Here is an 18,522-nt window from a genome sequence, read left to right on the forward strand (position 1 = left end):
CCGATCATGAATGCTGTTCGTTCTTTCGCCACTGCCGGCCTGCGTGCTGCATGCGCAAGCGTGGTCGGGGTCTGGCTGGCGTGTGCGCCCGCGCAGGCACAGGTGCCCATTTCCGACAATCCGCTGATCCTGAACGTGACGGCGGCGCCCAATGTGCTGATGATTCTCGACAATTCCGGTTCGATGCTGTGGGAGGCCTTGCCCGACAGTTTCGTCAGTCTGTGGGATTTCGAATATTCGATCCGTGCGGGTACCGCAAACAGCAGTGCCTACGTGCCCGATTATGATGACGCCAATATCCTGAACGTGGCGATGCGCACCAGCCAGCTCAACCGGGTCTATTACAACCCGGCGGTGACCTACCGTCGCTGGACCGGGCCGGAGGGCACGCAGCGTGATGCGTCCAGCCCAACGAATGCCAAATACACGCCTTCCGATACTTCTGGCATCGATCTCACGGCGCAGCAGTCAGGCCGCTTCCGCTGGGCCACCAATACAACGGCGACAACGTTTTCGTTCAGTACCGCCAACGTGCCGCGCAGCCCGTCGGCGCCTTGCACCCAGTTTGACGAGGACGCCAGCGCGGTGGATACGCGAAATTGCGTGAAAACCTTCTGGCCGATGACCTGGTTTGTCTACAAGGGCACCGGATCGGATCTGGAACGCATCAACTACTACCGCTACCAGATCCGCGGTGACGACGCCGACCGCGTCGATCTCGCCGATGGCTCGACGACGGCGGTGACGAGCTTCAACTGGGCCGGTGGTGTGACCCGCACCATCGCCGAGGAAAAGCAGAACTTTGCCAACTGGTTCACCTACAGCCGCAGTCGTCGTGATGCGGCGAAAAACGGGGTGAGTGCAGCGTTTTCGACGCTGGGAGAAAACTACCGTATCGGGTACAGACCGCTGAACGGCACCACGGGTCAGATGGACATTCCGCTGACCGGCGGCTTCGCCGGCACCAACCGCGAAACCTGGTTCACGAACATGTTTGCTTCAAGCGGCACGGGTACCACACCGCTGCGCGTGGCGCTTGCCCGCGCCGGTGAGTACTACCGGACGACCACCGGTGAAAACGATCCGTGGGGCCCGGCCGAACCGGACGGCCTGCTCAGTTGCCGCCAGAGCTTCACCATCCTGACCACGGACGGCTACTACAACGATTCAAACACCGGTCTGAACAACGTCAACGCTTCGATCGGCAACGCCGACGGAACGGAAGGGGCGCCATACGCGGACACCTACTCGCGAACGCTGGCCGACGTGGCGATGTACTACTACAAGAACGATCTGCGCAGCGACATCGCCAACCGCGTACCCACCACGGATGCCGACCCGGCGGACTGGCAGCACATGGTCACCTTCGGCGTGGCGCTGGGTCTGCAGGGCTCGCTGAATCCGGATACCGATCTGCCGCGGCTCGCATCGGGCGAGTTGTCGTGGCCGAGCACCTCTACCGACAGCGGCAAGCTGGACGATCTGTGGCATGCAACGGTGAACGGTCGCGGCAAGTTCGTCAGTGCCGCGACACCGGAAGAATTCGCGAATGGTCTGAAGGGCGCTCTGGATACCATCGTGCAGCGCACGGCGTCGTCGTCCAATCTCGGCGTGTCATCGACCGAACTGCGCGAAGGCAGCAAGGTATTCCAGGCGCGCTTCACCAGCGAGGTCTGGACCGGCGACCTGTGGGCCTACACGGTGACCTCCGGCGGCCTGGGCACGACGCCACAGTGGAAGGCCTCGGAACAGCTGCCTGCAGCGGCCAGCCGCAATATCTACACCCGCAACGCGTCCCTGGGTGTCAGCTTCCTGTGGGACAACCTCAGCGACACCCAGAAGGCACAACTGGGCGACGACAGCACCGTGCTCGATTACCTGCGCGGCGTACGTACCCAGGAAGTCGATCAGGGCGGGCCGTTCCGCAACCGCCTGTCGGTGCTCGGTGACATCGTGCATTCGTCGCCGGTGTTCGTTGCCGCACCGGACAACTTGTCCTATGAGCGTTTCACGTGGGAAGGTGCGTCGACCTACCAGGCATTCCGCCAGAGCCTGATCGCTGATTCCACGGTGGAACCGCCTGTCACTGCGCGTACGGCGATGGTATACGTCAGCGCGAACGACGGCATGCTGCATGCGTTCGACGCGACGAGCGGCATCGAACGCTTCGCCTACGTGCCGAGCGCCGCGCTGCCCGCGATGAAGACGCTGACTTCGCCCAATTACACGCATCGTTTCATCGTCGACGGTTTCCTGCGCGCCGGTGATGTCTATCAAAGTGGCGAGGGCGGTACCGGGCAGTGGCGCAGCGTGCTGGTCGGCACACAAGGTCGGGGCGGTCGTCAGGTCTTTGCGCTCGACATCACTGATCCGGCCACCTTCGACACCAGCCGCATCCTGTGGGAATTCACCGATCCGGATCTCGGCCAGTTCATCGGCAATCCGGTGCTGACCCGGCTCAACAATGACCGTTGGGCGGTGCTGATCGGCAACGGCTACAACAGCGACCAGAACCGCGGCTTCCTGTTCGTGATCGATGCAGTGACCGGTGCGCTGATCCGCAAGATCGATACCGGCGATTGCGTGTCGACCGACAGTCCCTGCCTCAGCAATGGTCTGGCCGACATCACGCAATGGGACAACGATGGCAACGGCACGACGGATTACGCCTACGCGGGGGATCTGCGCGGCAACGTGTGGCGCTTCGACCTGTCGTCGGCCACAGCGAGCGCGTGGAAAGTTGCCTTCGGTACGCCCGAGGCGCCGATGCCGCTCTATCGTGCACTGGATGCATTGGGCGAACCGCAAGCCATCACGTCGAACATCGAAGTGCTGCTGAATCCGGCTGACGGTGTGCGCTGGATCAGCTTCGGTACCGGCCGCTTCCTGGCCGGCACCGATCGCGCCGATACCTCCACTCAAACCTGGTATGGCCTGTACGACAACTATGCGGATGGCACGCTGACCTCGCCGGTGACCGGCCGCAGCAACTTCGCGCAGCGTGTCGTATTGTTTGAAACCGCGCTCTTCACGCCCGAGACGACGGACGTCAATCCCAATCGCGTGCGGGTCATTTCGGCGCCCGGGGACACGTCGGGTGGTGCGGCCATGACCGATGCCGACGGCAATTACGTCAAGCAGGGCTGGTACCTTGACCTGCTGCCGCCGACCGGCACCCAGCAGGGCGAGCGGATGTTCTATGGCGTGCAGGCCTTCAGTACCGCCTTGTTCGCCACCACCGCCATTCCGGCCGACGACCCCTGCAGCCCGGGGGGCAACGGCTGGCTGCTGACGCTCGATCCCTACACCGGCGGCCGGCTGCAGGATAATGTTTTCATCAACCGCGAACCGGTCACCGTCAGCGTCGAGGGACAGCCGTCGGTCAATTACAACGTCAGCGGTGTCGGACTGCTTTCCATCCCGTCGCGACCCATCCTGGTGCGCAACGACGCGCCGGTCGGCGATGGTTCGGTCAGCGGTGGCGGCAGCACCGGTGGCACCGGTGGGCAGCCGCTCGGATCGCCCTGCACGACACTCAGCGGTCAGGCCGGCGTGCTGATCGGTCTGGCCAACGGCGAAACGGTGTGCGAAAGCCTCAACCTGCCGGACATCTTCGGCCGGCTGTCGTGGCGCGAACTGATCAATGACTGATACCGGGACCTGCAACGTGCGCATGAACATCCACCCCAGCCTCCAGCGAGGCTTCACGCTGATCGAACTGATGATCGTCGTGGCGATCATCGGCATTCTGGCGGCCATCGTGTATCCGAACTACACGCAGTACGTCATCGACAGTCGGCGCGCGACGGCGGCGGCCTGCCTGTCGGAGCAGGCCCAGATGCTGGAGCGTCAATACACCACCGCGCTTACCTATGTCGGCGCGACCCTGCCGAACACTCAGCAGTGCCGGACCGATCTGACCGGCTTCTACACCTTCCCGGCCCCGACGCTTGCAGCCCGCACCTATACGATCACGGCCGTCCCGCAGTCCGGCCAGTCATCCAACGATTCCAAGTGCGGCTGCACGCTCAGCCTGAACCAGACCGGCGCGAAAGCCGCCACCGGCACGGGTGACACGTGCGCAACGCGGGCTGCGGGCTGCTGGCGCTGACCCGACACACAAGTTTGCGCCACCCCGCCCGGGGCGCACTCAAGCTTCAAGGCCTGTGGCCGTAACAGAGGGATCGCCTTCCCTTTGTCCGCCGATGTTTCGCCGTTCGCCCGCCTCGGGCTTCACGCTGATAGAACTGATGATCACCATTGCCATCCTGGCGGTGGTGACCACGTTCGCCGTGCCGTCCTTCCAGAGTCTGGTCGTGATGAACCGCCTGACTGCCGAAACCAATGAATTCATCGCCGGCATGAACAGCGCGCGTGCGGAAGCCATTCGTGGCAACGCGCGCAGCGTGCTGTGCCGGGCGGCGGTGACGGCGGGGCAGATCGATGCCGCAGGCGGCTGCGTCACCGATACCGACGGCAACTGGGCGGGCTGGATGGTGTTCATCGACGCCGACGGCAGTGGCGCCTACAACCCGAATGCCACCACCAACCCGGTCGAGGTCGTGGTGCGTACCCATGTGTTCGCGGGTGACCAGGTCAGGGTGCTGGCCAGCCCGGCGCTCGCGGGCAGCGGCAACCGCGTGGTCTACCGGCCCGATGGCCTGGCCCGTGCACCGGGGCAAACGATGCTGCAGTCAGGCACCCTGCGTCTGTGCACGATCATCGACGGCATGACCAGCAATGCGCGCGACGTCCGCCTGGGTGGCGGCAGTCGCATCGGAGTGGCGCGCAGCACATCGGCCAGCTGCGCGGCACCGGGAGATACCTGATGAAGGCGCAGGCGGGGGTTTCGCTGATCGAAGTGGCGGTTGCGCTGTTCGTGCTGTCGGTCGGCATGCTCGGCATGGCAGCGCTGCAGATGGCGTCGCTGCGTTCCAACCAGAGTTCCTACGAACGCAGCGCCGCCGTGCTCGGCGCCTACACGATGATCGACCGGCTGCGTGCCGACGTGGCTGCCGCGCGCGCAGGCAGCTACAACCTCGCGCTGGCCAACGGCGCCTGCACGCCGCCGGCCGCCGGCACGTTTGCCGAAACGCAACTGGCCAACTGGGTCGCCGATCTGCAGGTGAGCATGGGCAGTTCCGCCTGCGGCGGCGTGACCTGTACCGGCGGCGCAACCGGCAGCTGCATGATCACCGTGCGCTGGGACGACAGCCGCGCCCGCGGCGGCTCCGCCAACCAGATGTTCCGGATCGAGGCGCGTCTGTGATGCGAGCGCACGCACAGCAGGGCCGCACGCTGATCGAGTTGATGATTGCGCTCGCCATCGGGCTGTTCATCACGGGGACTGCGATCGGGCTCGTGTTGTCGAACCGGCAGACCTACAACGTGACCGAAGGGCTGTCGCGCATCCAGGAGGCCGCCCGTACCGGCTTCGAACTGCTGGCGCGCGACATCCGTGACGCCGGCCTGAACTCCTGCGGCGGCGCATTGCAGTTCGTCAACGTGCTGAACAATCCTGCTTCGCTGTGGTGGACACAGTGGAACGGCGGTCTGCGCGGTTACGGCGGCAGCGAAGCCTTTGCCGGTGCGCCGTTCGGCAGCGCCGCCGGTCAGCGCGTGGCCGGCACGTCGGCGCTGCAGGTCATGCGCACCGGCAGCCAGCCGCAGACCGTGTCGGCGCACGATGCCGCGACGCAGATGCTCACCTTCAGCCCGGCCAACCGGGCGCTCGCCACCGGCGATCTGGCCATCGTGTGCAACTTCAGCCAGGCCTCCCTGTTCCAGGTGACCGACGCCAATGGCACGCAGGTCGAACACAGTAATGCGGGCTCGCCGGGAAACTGCACGCGCGGGCTGGGTTTTGCCGACCCGCCCGACTGCAGCGCCAACGGTCAGACCTATCGCTTCGAGGCCAACGCAGTCGCGATGCGCCTGGAGTCACTCGCCTGGTACGTCGGCAACAACGGACGTACCACGACTACATCGCGCTCGCTGTACCGCGTGGCGCCGCAGAACAACGCCGGCACGCTGTCGCTGGTGGCCGAAGAGGTGATCGACGGTGTGGTTGACCTGCAGGCCGACTATCTGGTCGAGGGCGCCACCGCCTGGGTCGCCGCGACCGCGGTGACTGACTGGAACGCCGTGATCGGCGTGCGCCTGCGGCTGATCATCGACGAACCTGACCGCCCCTCGACCGCGGCTGACCGCGTGCGACGCACGATGACCCATGTGGTCACGCTCAGGAACCGGATGTCATGAACGGGATGCTGCCCGCCCGGCAACGCGGCGTGACGCTGGTCGTCGCGTTGATGCTGCTGCTCGCCGTGACCTTGCTGGGCCTGGCCAGCATGCGCGGCACCGGCATGCAGGAGCGCATGAGTGCGAATCTGTACGACCGGGCGATCGCCTTCCAGGCGGCTGAATCGTCGCTGCGCGAAGCGGAAACCCTGTTGGCGAGCGGCGCTGCAGGACCGTTCGACGGCACCGTCAATGGCTTGTACGCCAAGCCGACACCGGGCGCGAATTCATTCCTGAACCGCTGGGAGGATCCGGCCGCCGTGTGGGCGTCTGCGACGGTGTGGTGGGAAGCAGCCGATGCCGATACGCGTGCCAAGGCGGCCGGCGTTCCGCAGTACCTCATCGAAGACCTCGGCCTCTGGCCGTCCACGCCGGATTGCGATACGGTCACGACGATCGCATCCGACTGCCTCAAACCGCGCTTCCGCATCACGGCCCGCAGCGCGCCGGTCGCTGGCCGGCCCGCCGTGCTGCTGCAGACCACGTACAGACCATGATCACCATGCATCGTATGCTCGCCGGCCTGCTGGTCGCCGCAGCGCAGTTCGCCACACTCCTGGCAAGCACGCCGGCCCGCGCCGTGGTCGACATCGCCGACGCACCGCTGGTGGTCGGCAGCGCGGTTGCGCCCAACCTCATGTTCCTGCTCGACGACTCGGGCTCGATGCAGTGGGAGGTGATGCCGGACGAAAACCTCTACTTTTCCATCTACCTGTTTCCGTTTCCGGCCTCCGTCTATGGCGGTCTTTCGTACACAGCACAGATTCCGACTTTCGACGACAACAATATCCACAATTTCTTCGGCCGCTCGCCCGACAACAACGCAGTGTTCTACAACCCGCAGACGGACTATCGTCCGTGGCTGCGCCATACCGGCGTGTCATTCGGCAATGTCGATCCCGCCGCGGCGCCCTACAATCCGGCCCATGCGACTCGTGGCACGCTGAATCTGACGGCCGAGCAGACGCGGTCGGCCTTCTGGTTCCGCAATACCACCAATACCAATCAGAATTCCGCCTCCTATGCCTGCGGGCCGCCGTGCAACCAGACGTTCCGGCCGATCACCTTCTACATCTATCGCGGCAATGGCTCGCGCGTCTCGGCGGCCAACTACACCAAGTACCAGATACGCGGCACGCGGGCCTACCGGCGCGACCCGGTGACTGCCGGCGAGGTCGAAATCACGTCCTTCACCTGGCCCGATGGCACGACGCGCACGGTGGCGGAGGAGACGCAGAACTTCGCCAACTGGTTTTCCTACTACCGCAGCCGCATCCTGACCGCCCGTGCCGGCGCGTCGATCGCGTTCGGCCAGTTGGGCGAGAACTTCCGCGTGGGCTTTCGCACGATCAACGGTTCGGGCGAATTCCTGATCCCGACCAACGGTGGTTTCACCGGCAGCAATCGCGAAACGTGGTTCCAGCGGCTGCTCGAAACCAACATCGACCCGGCCGGCACACCGCTGCGTACCGCGCTGAACTGGGCCGGAAATTATTACGAAACCAGGACCGGCGACGATGACCCCTGGCGCCAGACCGGTTACGCCAACCCGCTGACCTGCCGGCAGTCGTTCACCATTCTGACCACCGATGGCTACTGGAGCGATGCCTTCGCACAGAATGCGATCGGCAACTCCGATGGTACCGAAGCGCGTCCCTATCGCGACACGCACAGCAATACGCTGGCCGATGTGGCGATGCACTACTACAAGCGCGATCTGCGTACCGGCATCGCCAACAACGTGCCGACGAGTGCCCGCGACAGTGCCAACTGGCAGCACATGGTGACCTTCGGCCTGTCACTGGGCGTCAGCGGCACGCTGGACCCGGCGACCGACCTGCCGGCGCTTACCGCCGGCACCAAGAGCTGGCCCGATCCGGCCAACAGCTCGCCGGCCAAGCTCGACGACCTGTGGCATGCCACGATCAACGGGCGCGGTGCGTTCGTGAATGCGGCCGATCCGCAGCAATTCACCGATGGCCTGTCGGCGGTGCTGACCGACATCAGCGAACGGGTGGCTTCGACCGGCAATGTCACCGCCACCAGCACCTCGCTGACCAGCAATACGCTGCTGTTCCAGTCGCGCTTCGTCGGTGGCAGCTGGACCGGCGATCTCGTTGCCACGCGCATCAATACCGATGGCACGCTCGCGACAACGCCGTCGTGGAAGGCGTCGGAACATATCCCTGCAGCGGCCAGCCGCAGCATATTCACCTGGTCGGGTACCGCGGGCATCACTTTCCAGTGGGCCAATCTGAGCGCGGCCCAGCGCACCGCAATCGGTACGTCCGCCACGCTGGACTACCTGCGCGGGGCCACCACCGCCGAGGCGCGCAATGGCGGCACCTTGCGCAACCGCACCAGCGTGCTGGGTGACATCGTCAATTCGCTGCCGGCCTATGTGGGTGCGGTCACCGACCTGCGGCTGGAACGCTTCAGCTGGACCGGCGCAGGCACCTATCAGGCGCATCGCACGGCGGTGGCCAGCCGGCGCGAAATGGTTTATGTCGCGGCCAATGACGGCATGCTGCATGCCTTCGATGCGCGCACCGGGGAAGAGCGTTTTGCCTACATACCGACCGGTGCCTTCAGCACGATGAAGTTGCTGGCCAATCCGGAGTACGTCCACAAGTTCATGAATGACGGCTCACCGGTCGTGGCCGAGGTCTATTTCTCCGGTGCCTGGCGTACCGTGCTCATCGGCACGCAGGGCCGCGGCGGCAAGACGGTCTATGCGCTGGACGTGACGAACCCCGACAGTTTCGGGGCGAACAAGGTGCTGTGGGAATACACCCACGCCGATCTCGGCCAGACCGTCGGCAACCCGGTCATTGCGCGCATGAATGACGGCAACTGGGCGGTGGTGATCGGCAATGGCTACAACAGCACCAACGCGCGTGCCGTGCTGCTGGTGCTCGACATCGCCAACGGCGCACTGGTGCAGCGCATCGACACCCTGCAGGGTTCAAGCACCTCGCCCAACGGCCTGGCGGCGGCCGAAGGCGTCGATGTCGACCGCGACGGCGATTTCGACTACTTCTACGCGGGCGACCTGCTGGGCAATCTGTGGAAGTTCGACGTGAGCAACAGTAATCCGGCGCAGTGGCGCAGCGGCTACGGTACCGATGCCGCGCCGCAGCCGCTGTTCACGGCGCGCAGTTCGACCAATGCTGTGCAGCCGATCACCGGCGGCGTCAGCATCGGCTTCAATCCGGCCGATCGAAAATTGTGGATCTACTTCGGCACCGGACGCTACCTGGCGACGTCGGACCCCGGCAGTATGGCCACGCAGACCTGGTACGGCGTAAACGACACCGGTAGCCGGATCGGCAGTCGCAGCAATCTGGCCCAGCGCGTCATCCTTCAGGAGGGCTCGACCGCGCAGGGCGACAATTACCGCGTGATTTCCAGGCCGGGTGACAGCACGGGCGGCACGAGCATGAGCGGCAAGCGCGGCTGGTACATGGATCTGCAGTCGCCGACGGCCGGTGCCGAAGGCGAGCGCATCATCAATCCGCCGGTACTGGGCGCCACAACCTTGTTTGTCAGCACGCTGATTCCGAGCAGCAACCCGTGCGAGCCCGGCGGCCGCGGTTGGGTGCTGGGGGTGAATCCCTTCACCGGCGGCCGGCAGGATTTCGATGTGTTCGATTTCACGCGCAATGGCGTCGTCGACGCCGGTGACCAGGTGACGCACACCGAAGGCAACACCAGCCGCCGCGTCGTCGGCAGTGGCTACAGCACGGACAGTCTGCCCGGCAGCCCGCTGCAGATCGGCAAGCAACAGATCGTCGGCGGCTCGGACGGCACCGCACGCTCGCGCGTGGTGTCCGACGGCTTGCGCGCCGGCCGGGTGTCCTGGAAAGAAATCATCGGAGACTGAACATGAAAACGCCCATCCATCACGCCATCGCCGCAGTGCTGTGTGCCGCCGCCACGCTGCCCCTGCATGCGGCCGAGCCGCTGCACCCGTTGTCGAATCCGTCGCTGTATGAACAGCAGGGCTACGTCAGCAGCATCGATACCGCCACCGGCGCCATGACGATCAATGGCAAGCGCTACAAGGGAAACGCCAACACCGTCATCTTCATCGTCGATAAACAGGGTCGGCTTGGCAAAGGCCGGACGCTTGCCGACATCCCGCCCAACACGCCGGTCAGTTTCGCCACCAGCGCCGACGGTACCGTCACCCAGGTACTGGTCGGCAACGGCATCATGCCGATGGGGCAGTAGTTCTCGTTTGCTTCAGTGACTGGCAAACATCAGACCCGCATGTTCGCGCATCGCGTGGAACTTGATCTTGGTCCATTTTTCCTGCGCCACCCGCAGTTCGGCATTCATCGTCGCCAGAAAGGCCGGCGCGTCGACCGCGTCGTAGGCAATGCGGTGCGCGTTGGCATCAATGAACCGCTTCAGCTCGCGTTCGTCGTCGCAGGTCACCCAGCGCGCCATGCTGTAGCGGGTGCCTTCAAGGCGCGCATCGACGCCGTATTCCGCCTTGAGCCGGTGGATCACCACTTCGAATTGCAGCTGGCCGACCGCGCCCAGCAACAGGCTGCCGCCGGCCAGCGGGCGGAATACCTGGATGGCACCTTCTTCACCCAGTTGCTCAAGACCTGAACGTAACTGCTTGGTTCTCAATGGATCTCGTATTTCCACGCCCTGGAATAATTCGGGTGCGAAGAAGGGCAGGCCGGTGAATTGCAGCGTTTCGCCTTCGGTCAGCGTGTCGCCCAGCTGCAAGGTGCCGTGGTTCGGAATGCCGATGATGTCGCCGGCGTAGGCTTCTTCCAGCAGCTCGCGCCGCTGCGACAGGAAGGTGACCACGTTGTTCGGCCGGATTTCCTTGCCGTTGCGGCTGACCTTGAGCTTCATGCCGCGCTGGAAGTGACCGGAGCACACGCGCACGAAGGCAATGCGGTCACGGTGCGACGGATCCATATTGGCCTGGATCTTGAAGACGACGCCGGTCAGCTTCGCTTCGTTCGGCTCGACCCGGCGCTGGATGGCCGGGCGGGCGCCGGGCGGCGGCGCCAGTTCGACCAGCGCGTCCAGCACCTCCTTGACGCCGAAGTTGTTGATCGCCGAACCGAAGAACACCGGTGTCTGCCGGCCGGCCAGAAATTCCGCCTCGTCGAACGGCGGTGCGGCATCGCGCACCAGGTCGATCTCGTGCTGCGCGGTGTCCAGCTGCATCGGATAGCGCTTCGCGATTTCCGGGTTGTCCAGGCCCTGCAATGTTTCTTCCTTGCCCGAAATACGGTCTTCACCCGCGCGGAACACGCGCATGCGGTCGGCGTGCATTTCATACACGCCGGCGAATTCCTTGCCCATGCCGAGCGGCCAGGTGAAGGGCGCGACGTCCATGCCCAGCGTGCGTTCCAGTTCGTCGATCAGGTCGAGCGGCGCGCGCACTTCGCGGTCCATCTTGTTGATGAAGGTGATGATGGGCGTATTGCGCGCGCGGCACACCTCAAGCAGACGCAGCGTCTGCGCTTCGACGCCGTTGGCGGCGTCGATCACCATCAGTGCGGCATCCACTGCGGTGAGCACGCGATAGGTGTCTTCCGAGAAGTCGCGGTGGCCCGGCGTGTCGAGCAGGTTGACGACGCAGTCGCGGTACTCCATCTGCATCACTGAACTGGCCACCGAAATGCCGCGCTGCTTCTCGATTTCCATCCAGTCCGACGTGGCATGACGCGCCGCCTTGCGCGCCTTCACACTGCCGGCGATCTGGATCGCGCCGGCGAACAGCAGCAGTTTCTCGGTCAGCGTGGTCTTGCCCGCGTCCGGGTGGGAAATGATGGCAAAGGTCCTTCTTCGCCCTACCTGCTCTGCGATCAGACCTTCTGACATCTCGACTCTTTCCCCGCTGGTACGCATTCCAGAATGTGCCCATAGCCTTGCACATCGCCTCTTCGTCGCCGCTGGCGGGCTTTTCGGCCACCAGCGGTATAGACTTTAGCATTAATCGTCTTTCAAGAGCATTTTATACGGCTTAAAATGCTCTTGAGGGCTTGCTCATTCGAGCTCGCCCCGATCAGCATGATATCCGATGGTTGAAGTGCCCTTCGTATCGATGACTTATGACCGCCCGGAACAAGCTGCTGGCCGCACCGCCTTATCCCGTCGAACAGACGCTCAAGCGTCTGGGCGCGAACCTGCGCACGGCGCGCCTGCGGCGGAACCTGACGATCGAAGACGTGGCCGAGAAGATCGGTACAGGCGTGCGTGCTGTTGCCGACGCGGAGCACGGCAAGGCATCGACGGGAATTGCCGTCTATGCGGCGATGCTGTGGGCGCTCGATCTTCTGGGCCATATGGACGATGTTGCAACGCCGGAAAAGGACGAGGAAGGCCAGGCTCTCGCCTTGTCCCGCGAACGGGCCAGAGCGCGGCCTGACCGAAGCCCGGATGGCGATTTCTAGGACAGGCGCCTAGGCGCGGCAAGCCCGGTCACGCGAACGTGGCAATCCGTTCCCGGCAGATCTCGAGCGTTCGGGTGACAGCAGCCTCACCGGACGGCCCGTAGCCGGGAAGCTTGGGCAACGCGATCACGGCAACGGCAGCCCGCATCCGGTCCAGAACGTCGTCGATAGCGGCGTTGGTGTCCGACGCACGAAGTCCTGCTATCGCAGCGACCGCGAGGAAGTCGGCACGCTTGAGTCGTTCGTCCTTGCCGTTGAGCTTCAGCGCCATACGGTCGTGTTCGAGGCGGGGAAAGACGCGGGTGGTCAGCATGTCGTAGACGGGCGCCAAGCGAACGCTGCGGAAGGCCGGATCGCCGGGTTCGGCGATCTTCAGAACGGCCATGTTCTTGAGGTGCATGTCGCCGTCCGCGATGAGCCAGGCGAACACGACGCGCTTCATCAGAATCAGGAGGTCCTCGTCGGGCAACGTGGACAGGCCCCTGAGGGCGCGTGCCACACGCTCGATGGTGCCGTCGTACTTGGCCTTTGGCGAGAGATCGAGCACCGAGCACAGGTCTTCCATCGCCAGCAGGCGCTTGTCGTTCGCACCCGTGCGAATGTCGAACCGCTCGACGAGAAGAGCGGGAGGCATCTCATCGGGCATCGCAATCAGTGCCGTCGCCGGAACAACGAACCCGACCTCCCTCGCCAAAGTCAGGCCGACCCATTCGACCAGCGGCAAGGCCTCGAAGCCACTGGTCCCGGCGGGCTTCAGGATGTGCGTGAACGGCGTACCTGTGCTTGGCGAAAGCCTGCCGTCCGGGTCGAGCGTCATCGGTGCCTTGATCTGCACGCCCGAGAGGCGCGGCATATCGGTGCGGTCGTAGATCGTGGCGAGATTGCGTTCGAAGTCCTGCTCCATCGTGCTGCGAACGGGCCCGGCATAGGTGCCTGTGAACACACCGGCCGCTGTATGGGCGGCGAGCGTCGTCGCGAGCATATCGAGCGGCAGCGTGGCAAGCTCATCCGCGTTCTCTGCCACCGTGATGTTGGACATGTAGCGCCTGCCCGAGCGAAGCATGGCCCGCTCGTCGCGGTCGTGCAAGACGCTCTCCAGCCAGCCTTCCGGCAGCAGAGAGACCATGAAGGGCGGCAACCTGCCTGGCATTGTCTGGCGGATGACTGGCGGTATGGGAGCGCCGCTGTCTGCCTGCGACCATCGCCATTCGAAACCATCGTGAACGAGGGTGCCAATCGGCAGGCCGTGCCACGCCACGGTCAAGGCGAACGCGGCCTCGTTGCGCGCGGGCGCAATGGAGGGGCCGCGCAGCAAGAATCTTTCGGCTCCCTCGCCCTCGCGGTACCAGTCGTTTTCTCGGGCCAGCGCCCACACGGCATCACTCGCGGCCTTCGAGCCGCCGTACTCCTCGACAAGGCGGGCGGCGATGGCCTCGCGTGTCGCTGCATCGATGGACGCGGCATGTTCGCTGCGCAGGCGAAAGGCTTCCAGAAACCTCTGACGGATCGAAGACACGTTGACGGCGAACTCGCCCAGGCTGTCGGCAACGGCGGCGGAAGCGAGAGAGGGCTTCGCGGGAGCCTTGTTCTGAACGATTTCCAGCGCCCGGATGCGGGTGCGCTGTACGCGCGGCCCGGTCAGGTAGAGGCGACCATCGCGGGTCGGCCCCAGCAGAACGGCGCTGACTGCCGAGAGGTAAGCATTGGGATAGAGGTAACGGCCGATGCGGACGGCGTGGGCGAGAACGGTTCGATCGATGTCGTCGGCGGCATCGACATAGATGCCACGCATCAATTGTACGAGCTTGCCCGTCCCGGCCAGATAGTGGCTGCGGGTCTTGTCGATGCTCTCGCCGACGAGATGAAGCGGCATTGTCGCTAACCTTCCCGTGTTTCAGATACGGGAAAGTTAGCGTCCGGAGAGCAGCCAAGCAAGAGAAATCCAACTTTTCCGGTTTTCAGATACGTAAAAGTTGTACTTATCGTTGTTCCCGCGTTGTACCAAAAAATGTTGACGCCAGGAGATCAGGTCGCTATATTTACGTATCGGAACAACCCCGGAACAACGGAGAATGCGATGAGCGACAACTTCTACTCTGCGAGCCTGAGCAGGACGCAAGGGCGCAACACTTGGGCCGTCATCTTCCGGCACCCGAAGCGGACGGACCCCACCACAGGCAAGGAAGGCCTGCGGGTCCGGCAAAGCCTCAAGACGGACAACGAACAGGAAGCGGCGACGCTGCGCGACCAGATGAACGCGCTGCTGGCGAGCCCGCAGCTCTGGGACCTCGGCGCGCGCGAGCATGCCCTCGGCCTGTTCGATCCGCGCATCGTCGATATCTTCTTCTACAAGCTCGAAGGCGGTGAGACCGACTTCCTCGGCCTGCGTGACGGCGTGATCGCGCTTCCGTCGTCGCAGTCAAGCGACTATCGGCGTGCCCTCTTTCTCGGCACCACAGGGGCCGGAAAGACAACGCTCCTGCGACAGCTCATGGGCACCGACCCGCTGAAAGAGCGGTTCCCCTCGACCTCGACGGCCAAGACCACAGTTCACGAAACCGAAGTGATTCTGCAAGAGGGGTCGTACTGCGCCGTCGTCACGTTCTTCCCGATGGAAGACGTGCGCGAGCATCTGAAGGAATGCGTATCCGCCGCCGTGCTCGCGGCATATCGGAGCGAGTCCGACTCCGACCAGATGCGCCGCCTGCTGACGCATGTTAATCAGCGCTTCCGCTTCAATTACGTCCTCGGCAACGGTCCGGTCAAGGACACGAGCGACTTCGATGATGACGGCAACGGCGACATCGACGCCGAAAGCGGCGACCTCCTGAAGCGCACGAACGACGTGCTGTCGTCGGCGCTGGCCTTGGTCAAGGAAATCGCAGCGCGCTACGGCGAATCGCTCCGCACGGAACTGAACGCAGCCGACGAGAAGGACCAACGCGTCATCGACGAGCTGTTCGAGGAAGAGCTCGACAACCGGACGCGCGACGACGAGGCCTTTCAGCAGGTCGTCGATGCCGTCATGGACGAGATCGAAGAACGGTTTGCGCTCCTGCCCGACGGCAAGCTTCAGAAGACGAAGGTGGGCTGGCCTCTGACGTGGACGTGGGAGACCGGGGATCGCGATGCCTTTATCGCGTCGATTTCCCGGTTCGCTTCGAACTACGCGCCGCTCTTTGGCACCCTGCTGACACCGCTGGTCAACGGCGTTCGGGTGTCCGGCCCGTTCTACCCGGCGTGGCCGAACGACAAGCCGAAGCTCGTGCTCCTCGACGGTGAAGGCCTCGGCCATACGCCGCGCTCGATGTCCACGATCTCGACGACGCTCTCGAAGCGCATCGACATGGTCGATGCCGTCATCCTGGTGGACAACGCGACGCAGCCCATGCTGGCGGCGCCCGTCGCCGCGATGAAGGAGCTCGTCTCTTCGGGGAATTCGGCCAAGCTGATCTTCGCGTTCACGCACTTCGACAAGGTCAGCGGCGACAACCTGCCGAACCCTTCGGCCCGCTCCCAGCACGTTCTGGCATCGGCAGAAAACGTGCTCTCCGCCATCGGCGAAGACCTCGGCCCGTTCGCCGAAAGGGCGCTGCGTGCGCGCCTGAAAACCTCGCGGGTCTTCCTCGCGGACCTCGATCAAAAGCTGGACGTTGAATCGAAGGACGGAAAGCGGACGGCCAGCCAGCTCGGCAAGCTGCTGGAAATGATCGACGGCATCGTCGAGCGTCCGAAGCCGATTGACTCGCGCCCGATCTACGACCGAATGAACCTTGTGCTTGCGGTCGAACGCGCGGCCGAAAGCTTCCACAACGGGTGGCGGCCCCGCCTCGGCCTCTCGGTCAAGCACGGCATGGAAAAAGAGCATTGGACGCGCATCAAGGCCCTCAGCCGCCGCTTTGCGATGGGGTCTGACGAGTACGACACCCTGCGTCCAGTCGCCGACCTGAAGCAGCAGCTTCAGCAGCGTCTCTATGTTCTGCTCCAGAACCCCGTGGCCTGGAACGGTCCCGAGCCGACAGACGACGACAAGCAACACATCTTCGATGCCATCGCCGAAGACCTGAGCCGCCGCCTGCTTGAACTCGCGTCGCGGCGGGTGAAATCCGAGCGCATGAGTGAATGGCGCAGCGCCTATGACGAATCGGGCCCGCGCTCGACGTTCCGGCGCGCCAAGCTGATCGCCGAGCGGGTCTATGACCTGGCGGCCCCGGTGCCGGACGTAACGCCGTCGCCGGACCGGAACGCGTTCCTGCAAGACGTGGCAACCGTGACGAGGGAATCGGTGGAGCTGGTCGGGGCGACACTGCGTTGAGCCGCGAGACGAGGCATAACGGGACAACGGAAATCAAGACGGGGAAGGCAATATCCATGGCAACACTTTCACCATCGGCAAGTCCCTTCGATCCCGTGCTCGAAATCGAGCACGGGACTCTCGATGGCAAGCCTTACGTAAACGCGTACTACTTAGCGATCAGCGAGGCGTCTTATGAAGCGAACGACTCAGGACCGGAGGCGACGCGCGACAAGGTGCTTCTGGCAACGGTTACCGAAGACGCGCTGCGCATGTTCCCGATCAATGTCCGGCGCGGCGCGCCTGACTATCTGAAGCCCCGTCACGACGATCTCAGGACCATCACGATTGAGAGTGATAACGGCGGCTGGCCGTTGCCCATCGAACCAGGCGAGTTTGAGGAACTGCTGCTGGGCCTACCGACAGGGTTTTCCAAACAGTTCCAGTACGGGCTCGGTTTGAAATGGGAATACCGCTTCTTTGTCAACGCCGTTGACGACATCGCCGGGGTAACCGAACTCGTGATCACGGCAGGTGCAGAAACAATGGTCGCGCTGCCAACATATCGCCTCGGGGTCAAACGCTTCGAGCAACTGCGCCGGGCAATCGACAGCATCGCGCGTCGATATCAGCGGGAGGCGCTCGAAGACAAGCTCCTTGTTGCGTACACCAACTTGCTTCACGCGGTCGTGCCGGCTGATTTTCCGCTGAGGATGAAAAGGATTCGACCCGGCGCAATCTACGAGCTGGTGAAGATCGGCGGCGAGCGTTCCAATCTGTCTCGCAGCGACCGTCAGGCTGCGATGTCGATCATCACGAAGGACAAAGAAGAAATTGCCATGACAGACGCCGACGCACTGCTGGCCCTGCGGTCAGATATCGAGAAGGTCACGCTGGGCGTCTTGATCCAGAAGTTCGAGGAGATGCTGACCAAGGATCTGACCGAGCCGAAGTGGCAGGAATTTCTAAAGGCGAACCCGTTCGTTCTCGGTCTTGCCTTTGCGTACCCGGTCTTTCTGGTTCAGGATCAGGCGTATGTCGGTGGAGCCACCATTCGCGGTGCGGGCGAGAGGATCGCCGACTTCCTGCTGGCCCAGCGCTACACGGGAAATCTGGCGCTTATTGAAATCAAGCGCCCGAAGACCCCGCTCCTGAAGGCCATCCCCTACAGGGCCGACCTGCACGCGCCAACGACGGAAGTGAGTGGTTCAATTTCGCAGGTACTTGATCAAAAATACCGCCTGCAAAACAGCTTCACGCAGAAGGCGTATGAGTCTGGCCTGAGCAACGTGCATCCCTATTCGATCCAGTGCATCGTCATCATCGGCACGAGCCCTACGGCCAAGGACGAGAGGAAGTCGCTAGGGCGTGTTCTCATTTGTCGAATTAACGGTATGCCAAATGGAAGCGCCATCGAAAAAGTCGTTCACGGTCAAAGGCATAGCAGGGGACTGTTCACAGCGGCCTGAATCTGGTCATATCCTGACTTTTGGGCTGATG

13 protein-coding genes are annotated in these 18,522 nt (G+C 63.7%); 11 read left to right on the forward strand and 2 right to left on the reverse strand.

Features of this window, described 5'->3' with window-relative positions; genetic code table 11:
• Positions 1-6: 6 nt before the first annotated feature.
• From Q8Q80_RS16460 to Q8Q80_RS16495, 8 genes are all read left to right on the forward strand, one after another.
• The gene (locus Q8Q80_RS16460) at positions 7-3,651 is read left to right on the forward strand and encodes a pilus assembly protein (RefSeq protein WP_305633963.1); all 3,645 of its coding nucleotides are present in this window, start codon (positions 7-9) and stop codon (positions 3,649-3,651) included.
• Between the two features lie 22 nt (positions 3,652-3,673).
• Positions 3,674-4,111 carry a type IV pilin protein gene (locus tag Q8Q80_RS16465; RefSeq protein ID WP_305633964.1) on the forward strand — a complete coding sequence of 146 codons (438 nt, stop codon included), beginning with the start codon at positions 3,674-3,676 and terminating at the stop codon, positions 4,109-4,111.
• A 94-nt stretch (positions 4,112-4,205) separates the two neighbouring features.
• Positions 4,206-4,829 (forward strand): GspH/FimT family pseudopilin, encoded by a 624-nt coding sequence (locus tag Q8Q80_RS16470; RefSeq protein WP_305612482.1) that lies wholly within the window; start codon positions 4,206-4,208, stop codon positions 4,827-4,829.
• A complete protein-coding gene (gene pilV / locus Q8Q80_RS16475) occupies positions 4,829-5,269 on the forward strand; it encodes a type IV pilus modification protein PilV (RefSeq protein ID WP_305633965.1) in 441 nt (146 codons plus the stop codon). The genes Q8Q80_RS16470 and pilV overlap by 1 nt, the downstream gene beginning before the upstream one ends.
• Positions 5,269-6,261, forward strand: a complete 993-nt coding sequence (locus Q8Q80_RS16480) for a PilW family protein (protein ID WP_305633966.1) — start codon at positions 5,269-5,271, stop codon at positions 6,259-6,261. Before pilV ends, Q8Q80_RS16480 begins: the two co-directional genes overlap by 1 nt.
• Positions 6,258-6,797, forward strand: coding sequence for a PilX N-terminal domain-containing pilus assembly protein (locus Q8Q80_RS16485; RefSeq protein WP_305633967.1), 540 nt, complete (start codon positions 6,258-6,260; stop codon positions 6,795-6,797). The genes Q8Q80_RS16480 and Q8Q80_RS16485 overlap by 4 nt, the downstream gene beginning before the upstream one ends.
• A gap of 5 nt (positions 6,798-6,802) precedes the next feature.
• Positions 6,803-10,183: a pilus assembly protein gene (locus Q8Q80_RS16490; protein ID WP_305633968.1), complete on the forward strand. Its 3,381-nt coding sequence runs from the start codon at positions 6,803-6,805 to the stop codon at positions 10,181-10,183.
• A 2-nt stretch (positions 10,184-10,185) separates the two neighbouring features.
• Positions 10,186-10,533 carry a hypothetical protein gene (locus tag Q8Q80_RS16495; RefSeq protein WP_305633969.1) on the forward strand — a complete coding sequence of 116 codons (348 nt, stop codon included), beginning with the start codon at positions 10,186-10,188 and terminating at the stop codon, positions 10,531-10,533.
• A 12-nt stretch (positions 10,534-10,545) separates the two neighbouring features.
• Here the strand turns inward: Q8Q80_RS16495 and Q8Q80_RS16500 are convergent, their stop codons facing one another.
• Complete coding sequence (locus Q8Q80_RS16500) at positions 10,546-12,156, reverse strand: peptide chain release factor 3 (protein ID WP_305633970.1); 1,611 nt, start codon at positions 12,154-12,156, stop codon at positions 10,546-10,548.
• A gap of 230 nt (positions 12,157-12,386) precedes the next feature.
• On the opposite strand from Q8Q80_RS16500, the gene Q8Q80_RS16505 reads away from it, so the two are divergent.
• Positions 12,387-12,728 (forward strand): helix-turn-helix transcriptional regulator, encoded by a 342-nt coding sequence (locus tag Q8Q80_RS16505; protein WP_305633971.1) that lies wholly within the window; start codon positions 12,387-12,389, stop codon positions 12,726-12,728.
• Between the two features lie 28 nt (positions 12,729-12,756).
• Here Q8Q80_RS16505 and Q8Q80_RS16510 read toward each other — a convergent pair whose 3' ends face one another.
• Positions 12,757-14,601 (reverse strand): type II toxin-antitoxin system HipA family toxin, encoded by a 1,845-nt coding sequence (locus Q8Q80_RS16510; protein ID WP_305633972.1) that lies wholly within the window; start codon positions 14,599-14,601, stop codon positions 12,757-12,759.
• Between the two features lie 204 nt (positions 14,602-14,805).
• Here Q8Q80_RS16510 and Q8Q80_RS16515 point away from each other — a divergent pair, with 204 nt between their 5' ends.
• Both Q8Q80_RS16515 and Q8Q80_RS16520 read left to right on the forward strand, forming a co-directional pair.
• Positions 14,806-17,043, forward strand: coding sequence for a hypothetical protein (locus Q8Q80_RS16515; protein WP_305633973.1), 2,238 nt, complete (start codon positions 14,806-14,808; stop codon positions 17,041-17,043).
• A 56-nt stretch (positions 17,044-17,099) separates the two neighbouring features.
• Entirely contained in the window at positions 17,100-18,491 is a 1,392-nt protein-coding gene (locus tag Q8Q80_RS16520) for a Shedu immune nuclease family protein (RefSeq protein ID WP_305633974.1), read from the forward strand.
• Positions 18,492-18,522: the final 31 nt, after the last annotated feature.

Origin of the sequence: Methyloversatilis sp. (assembly GCF_030698125.1) — a bacterium.
Lineage (GTDB): Bacteria > Pseudomonadota > Gammaproteobacteria > Burkholderiales > Rhodocyclaceae > Methyloversatilis.

Excerpts from the sequence above, each read along its gene's own strand:
- Q8Q80_RS16465 (WP_305633964.1), top strand. The coding sequence starts at position 3,674 with ATGAACATCCACCCCAGCCTCCAGCGAGGCTTCACGCTGATCGAACTG.
- Q8Q80_RS16515 (WP_305633973.1), top strand. The coding sequence starts at position 14,806 with ATGAGCGACAACTTCTACTCTGCGAGCCTGAGCAGGACGCAAGGGCGC.
- Q8Q80_RS16495 (WP_305633969.1), top strand. The coding sequence starts at position 10,186 with ATGAAAACGCCCATCCATCACGCCATCGCCGCAGTGCTGTGTGCCGCC.
- Q8Q80_RS16490 (WP_305633968.1), top strand. The coding sequence starts at position 6,803 with ATGCATCGTATGCTCGCCGGCCTGCTGGTCGCCGCAGCGCAGTTCGCC.
- Q8Q80_RS16520 (WP_305633974.1), top strand. The coding sequence starts at position 17,100 with ATGGCAACACTTTCACCATCGGCAAGTCCCTTCGATCCCGTGCTCGAA.
- Q8Q80_RS16500 (WP_305633970.1), bottom strand. The coding sequence starts at position 12,156 with ATGTCAGAAGGTCTGATCGCAGAGCAGGTAGGGCGAAGAAGGACCTTT.
- Q8Q80_RS16510 (WP_305633972.1), bottom strand. The coding sequence starts at position 14,601 with ATGCCGCTTCATCTCGTCGGCGAGAGCATCGACAAGACCCGCAGCCAC.
- Q8Q80_RS16480 (WP_305633966.1), top strand. The coding sequence starts at position 5,269 with ATGCGAGCGCACGCACAGCAGGGCCGCACGCTGATCGAGTTGATGATT.
- Q8Q80_RS16505 (WP_305633971.1), top strand. The coding sequence starts at position 12,387 with ATGACCGCCCGGAACAAGCTGCTGGCCGCACCGCCTTATCCCGTCGAA.
- pilV (WP_305633965.1), top strand. The coding sequence starts at position 4,829 with ATGAAGGCGCAGGCGGGGGTTTCGCTGATCGAAGTGGCGGTTGCGCTG.
- Q8Q80_RS16460 (WP_305633963.1), top strand. The coding sequence starts at position 7 with ATGAATGCTGTTCGTTCTTTCGCCACTGCCGGCCTGCGTGCTGCATGC.
- Q8Q80_RS16470 (WP_305612482.1), top strand. The coding sequence starts at position 4,206 with ATGTTTCGCCGTTCGCCCGCCTCGGGCTTCACGCTGATAGAACTGATG.
- Q8Q80_RS16485 (WP_305633967.1), top strand. The coding sequence starts at position 6,258 with ATGAACGGGATGCTGCCCGCCCGGCAACGCGGCGTGACGCTGGTCGTC.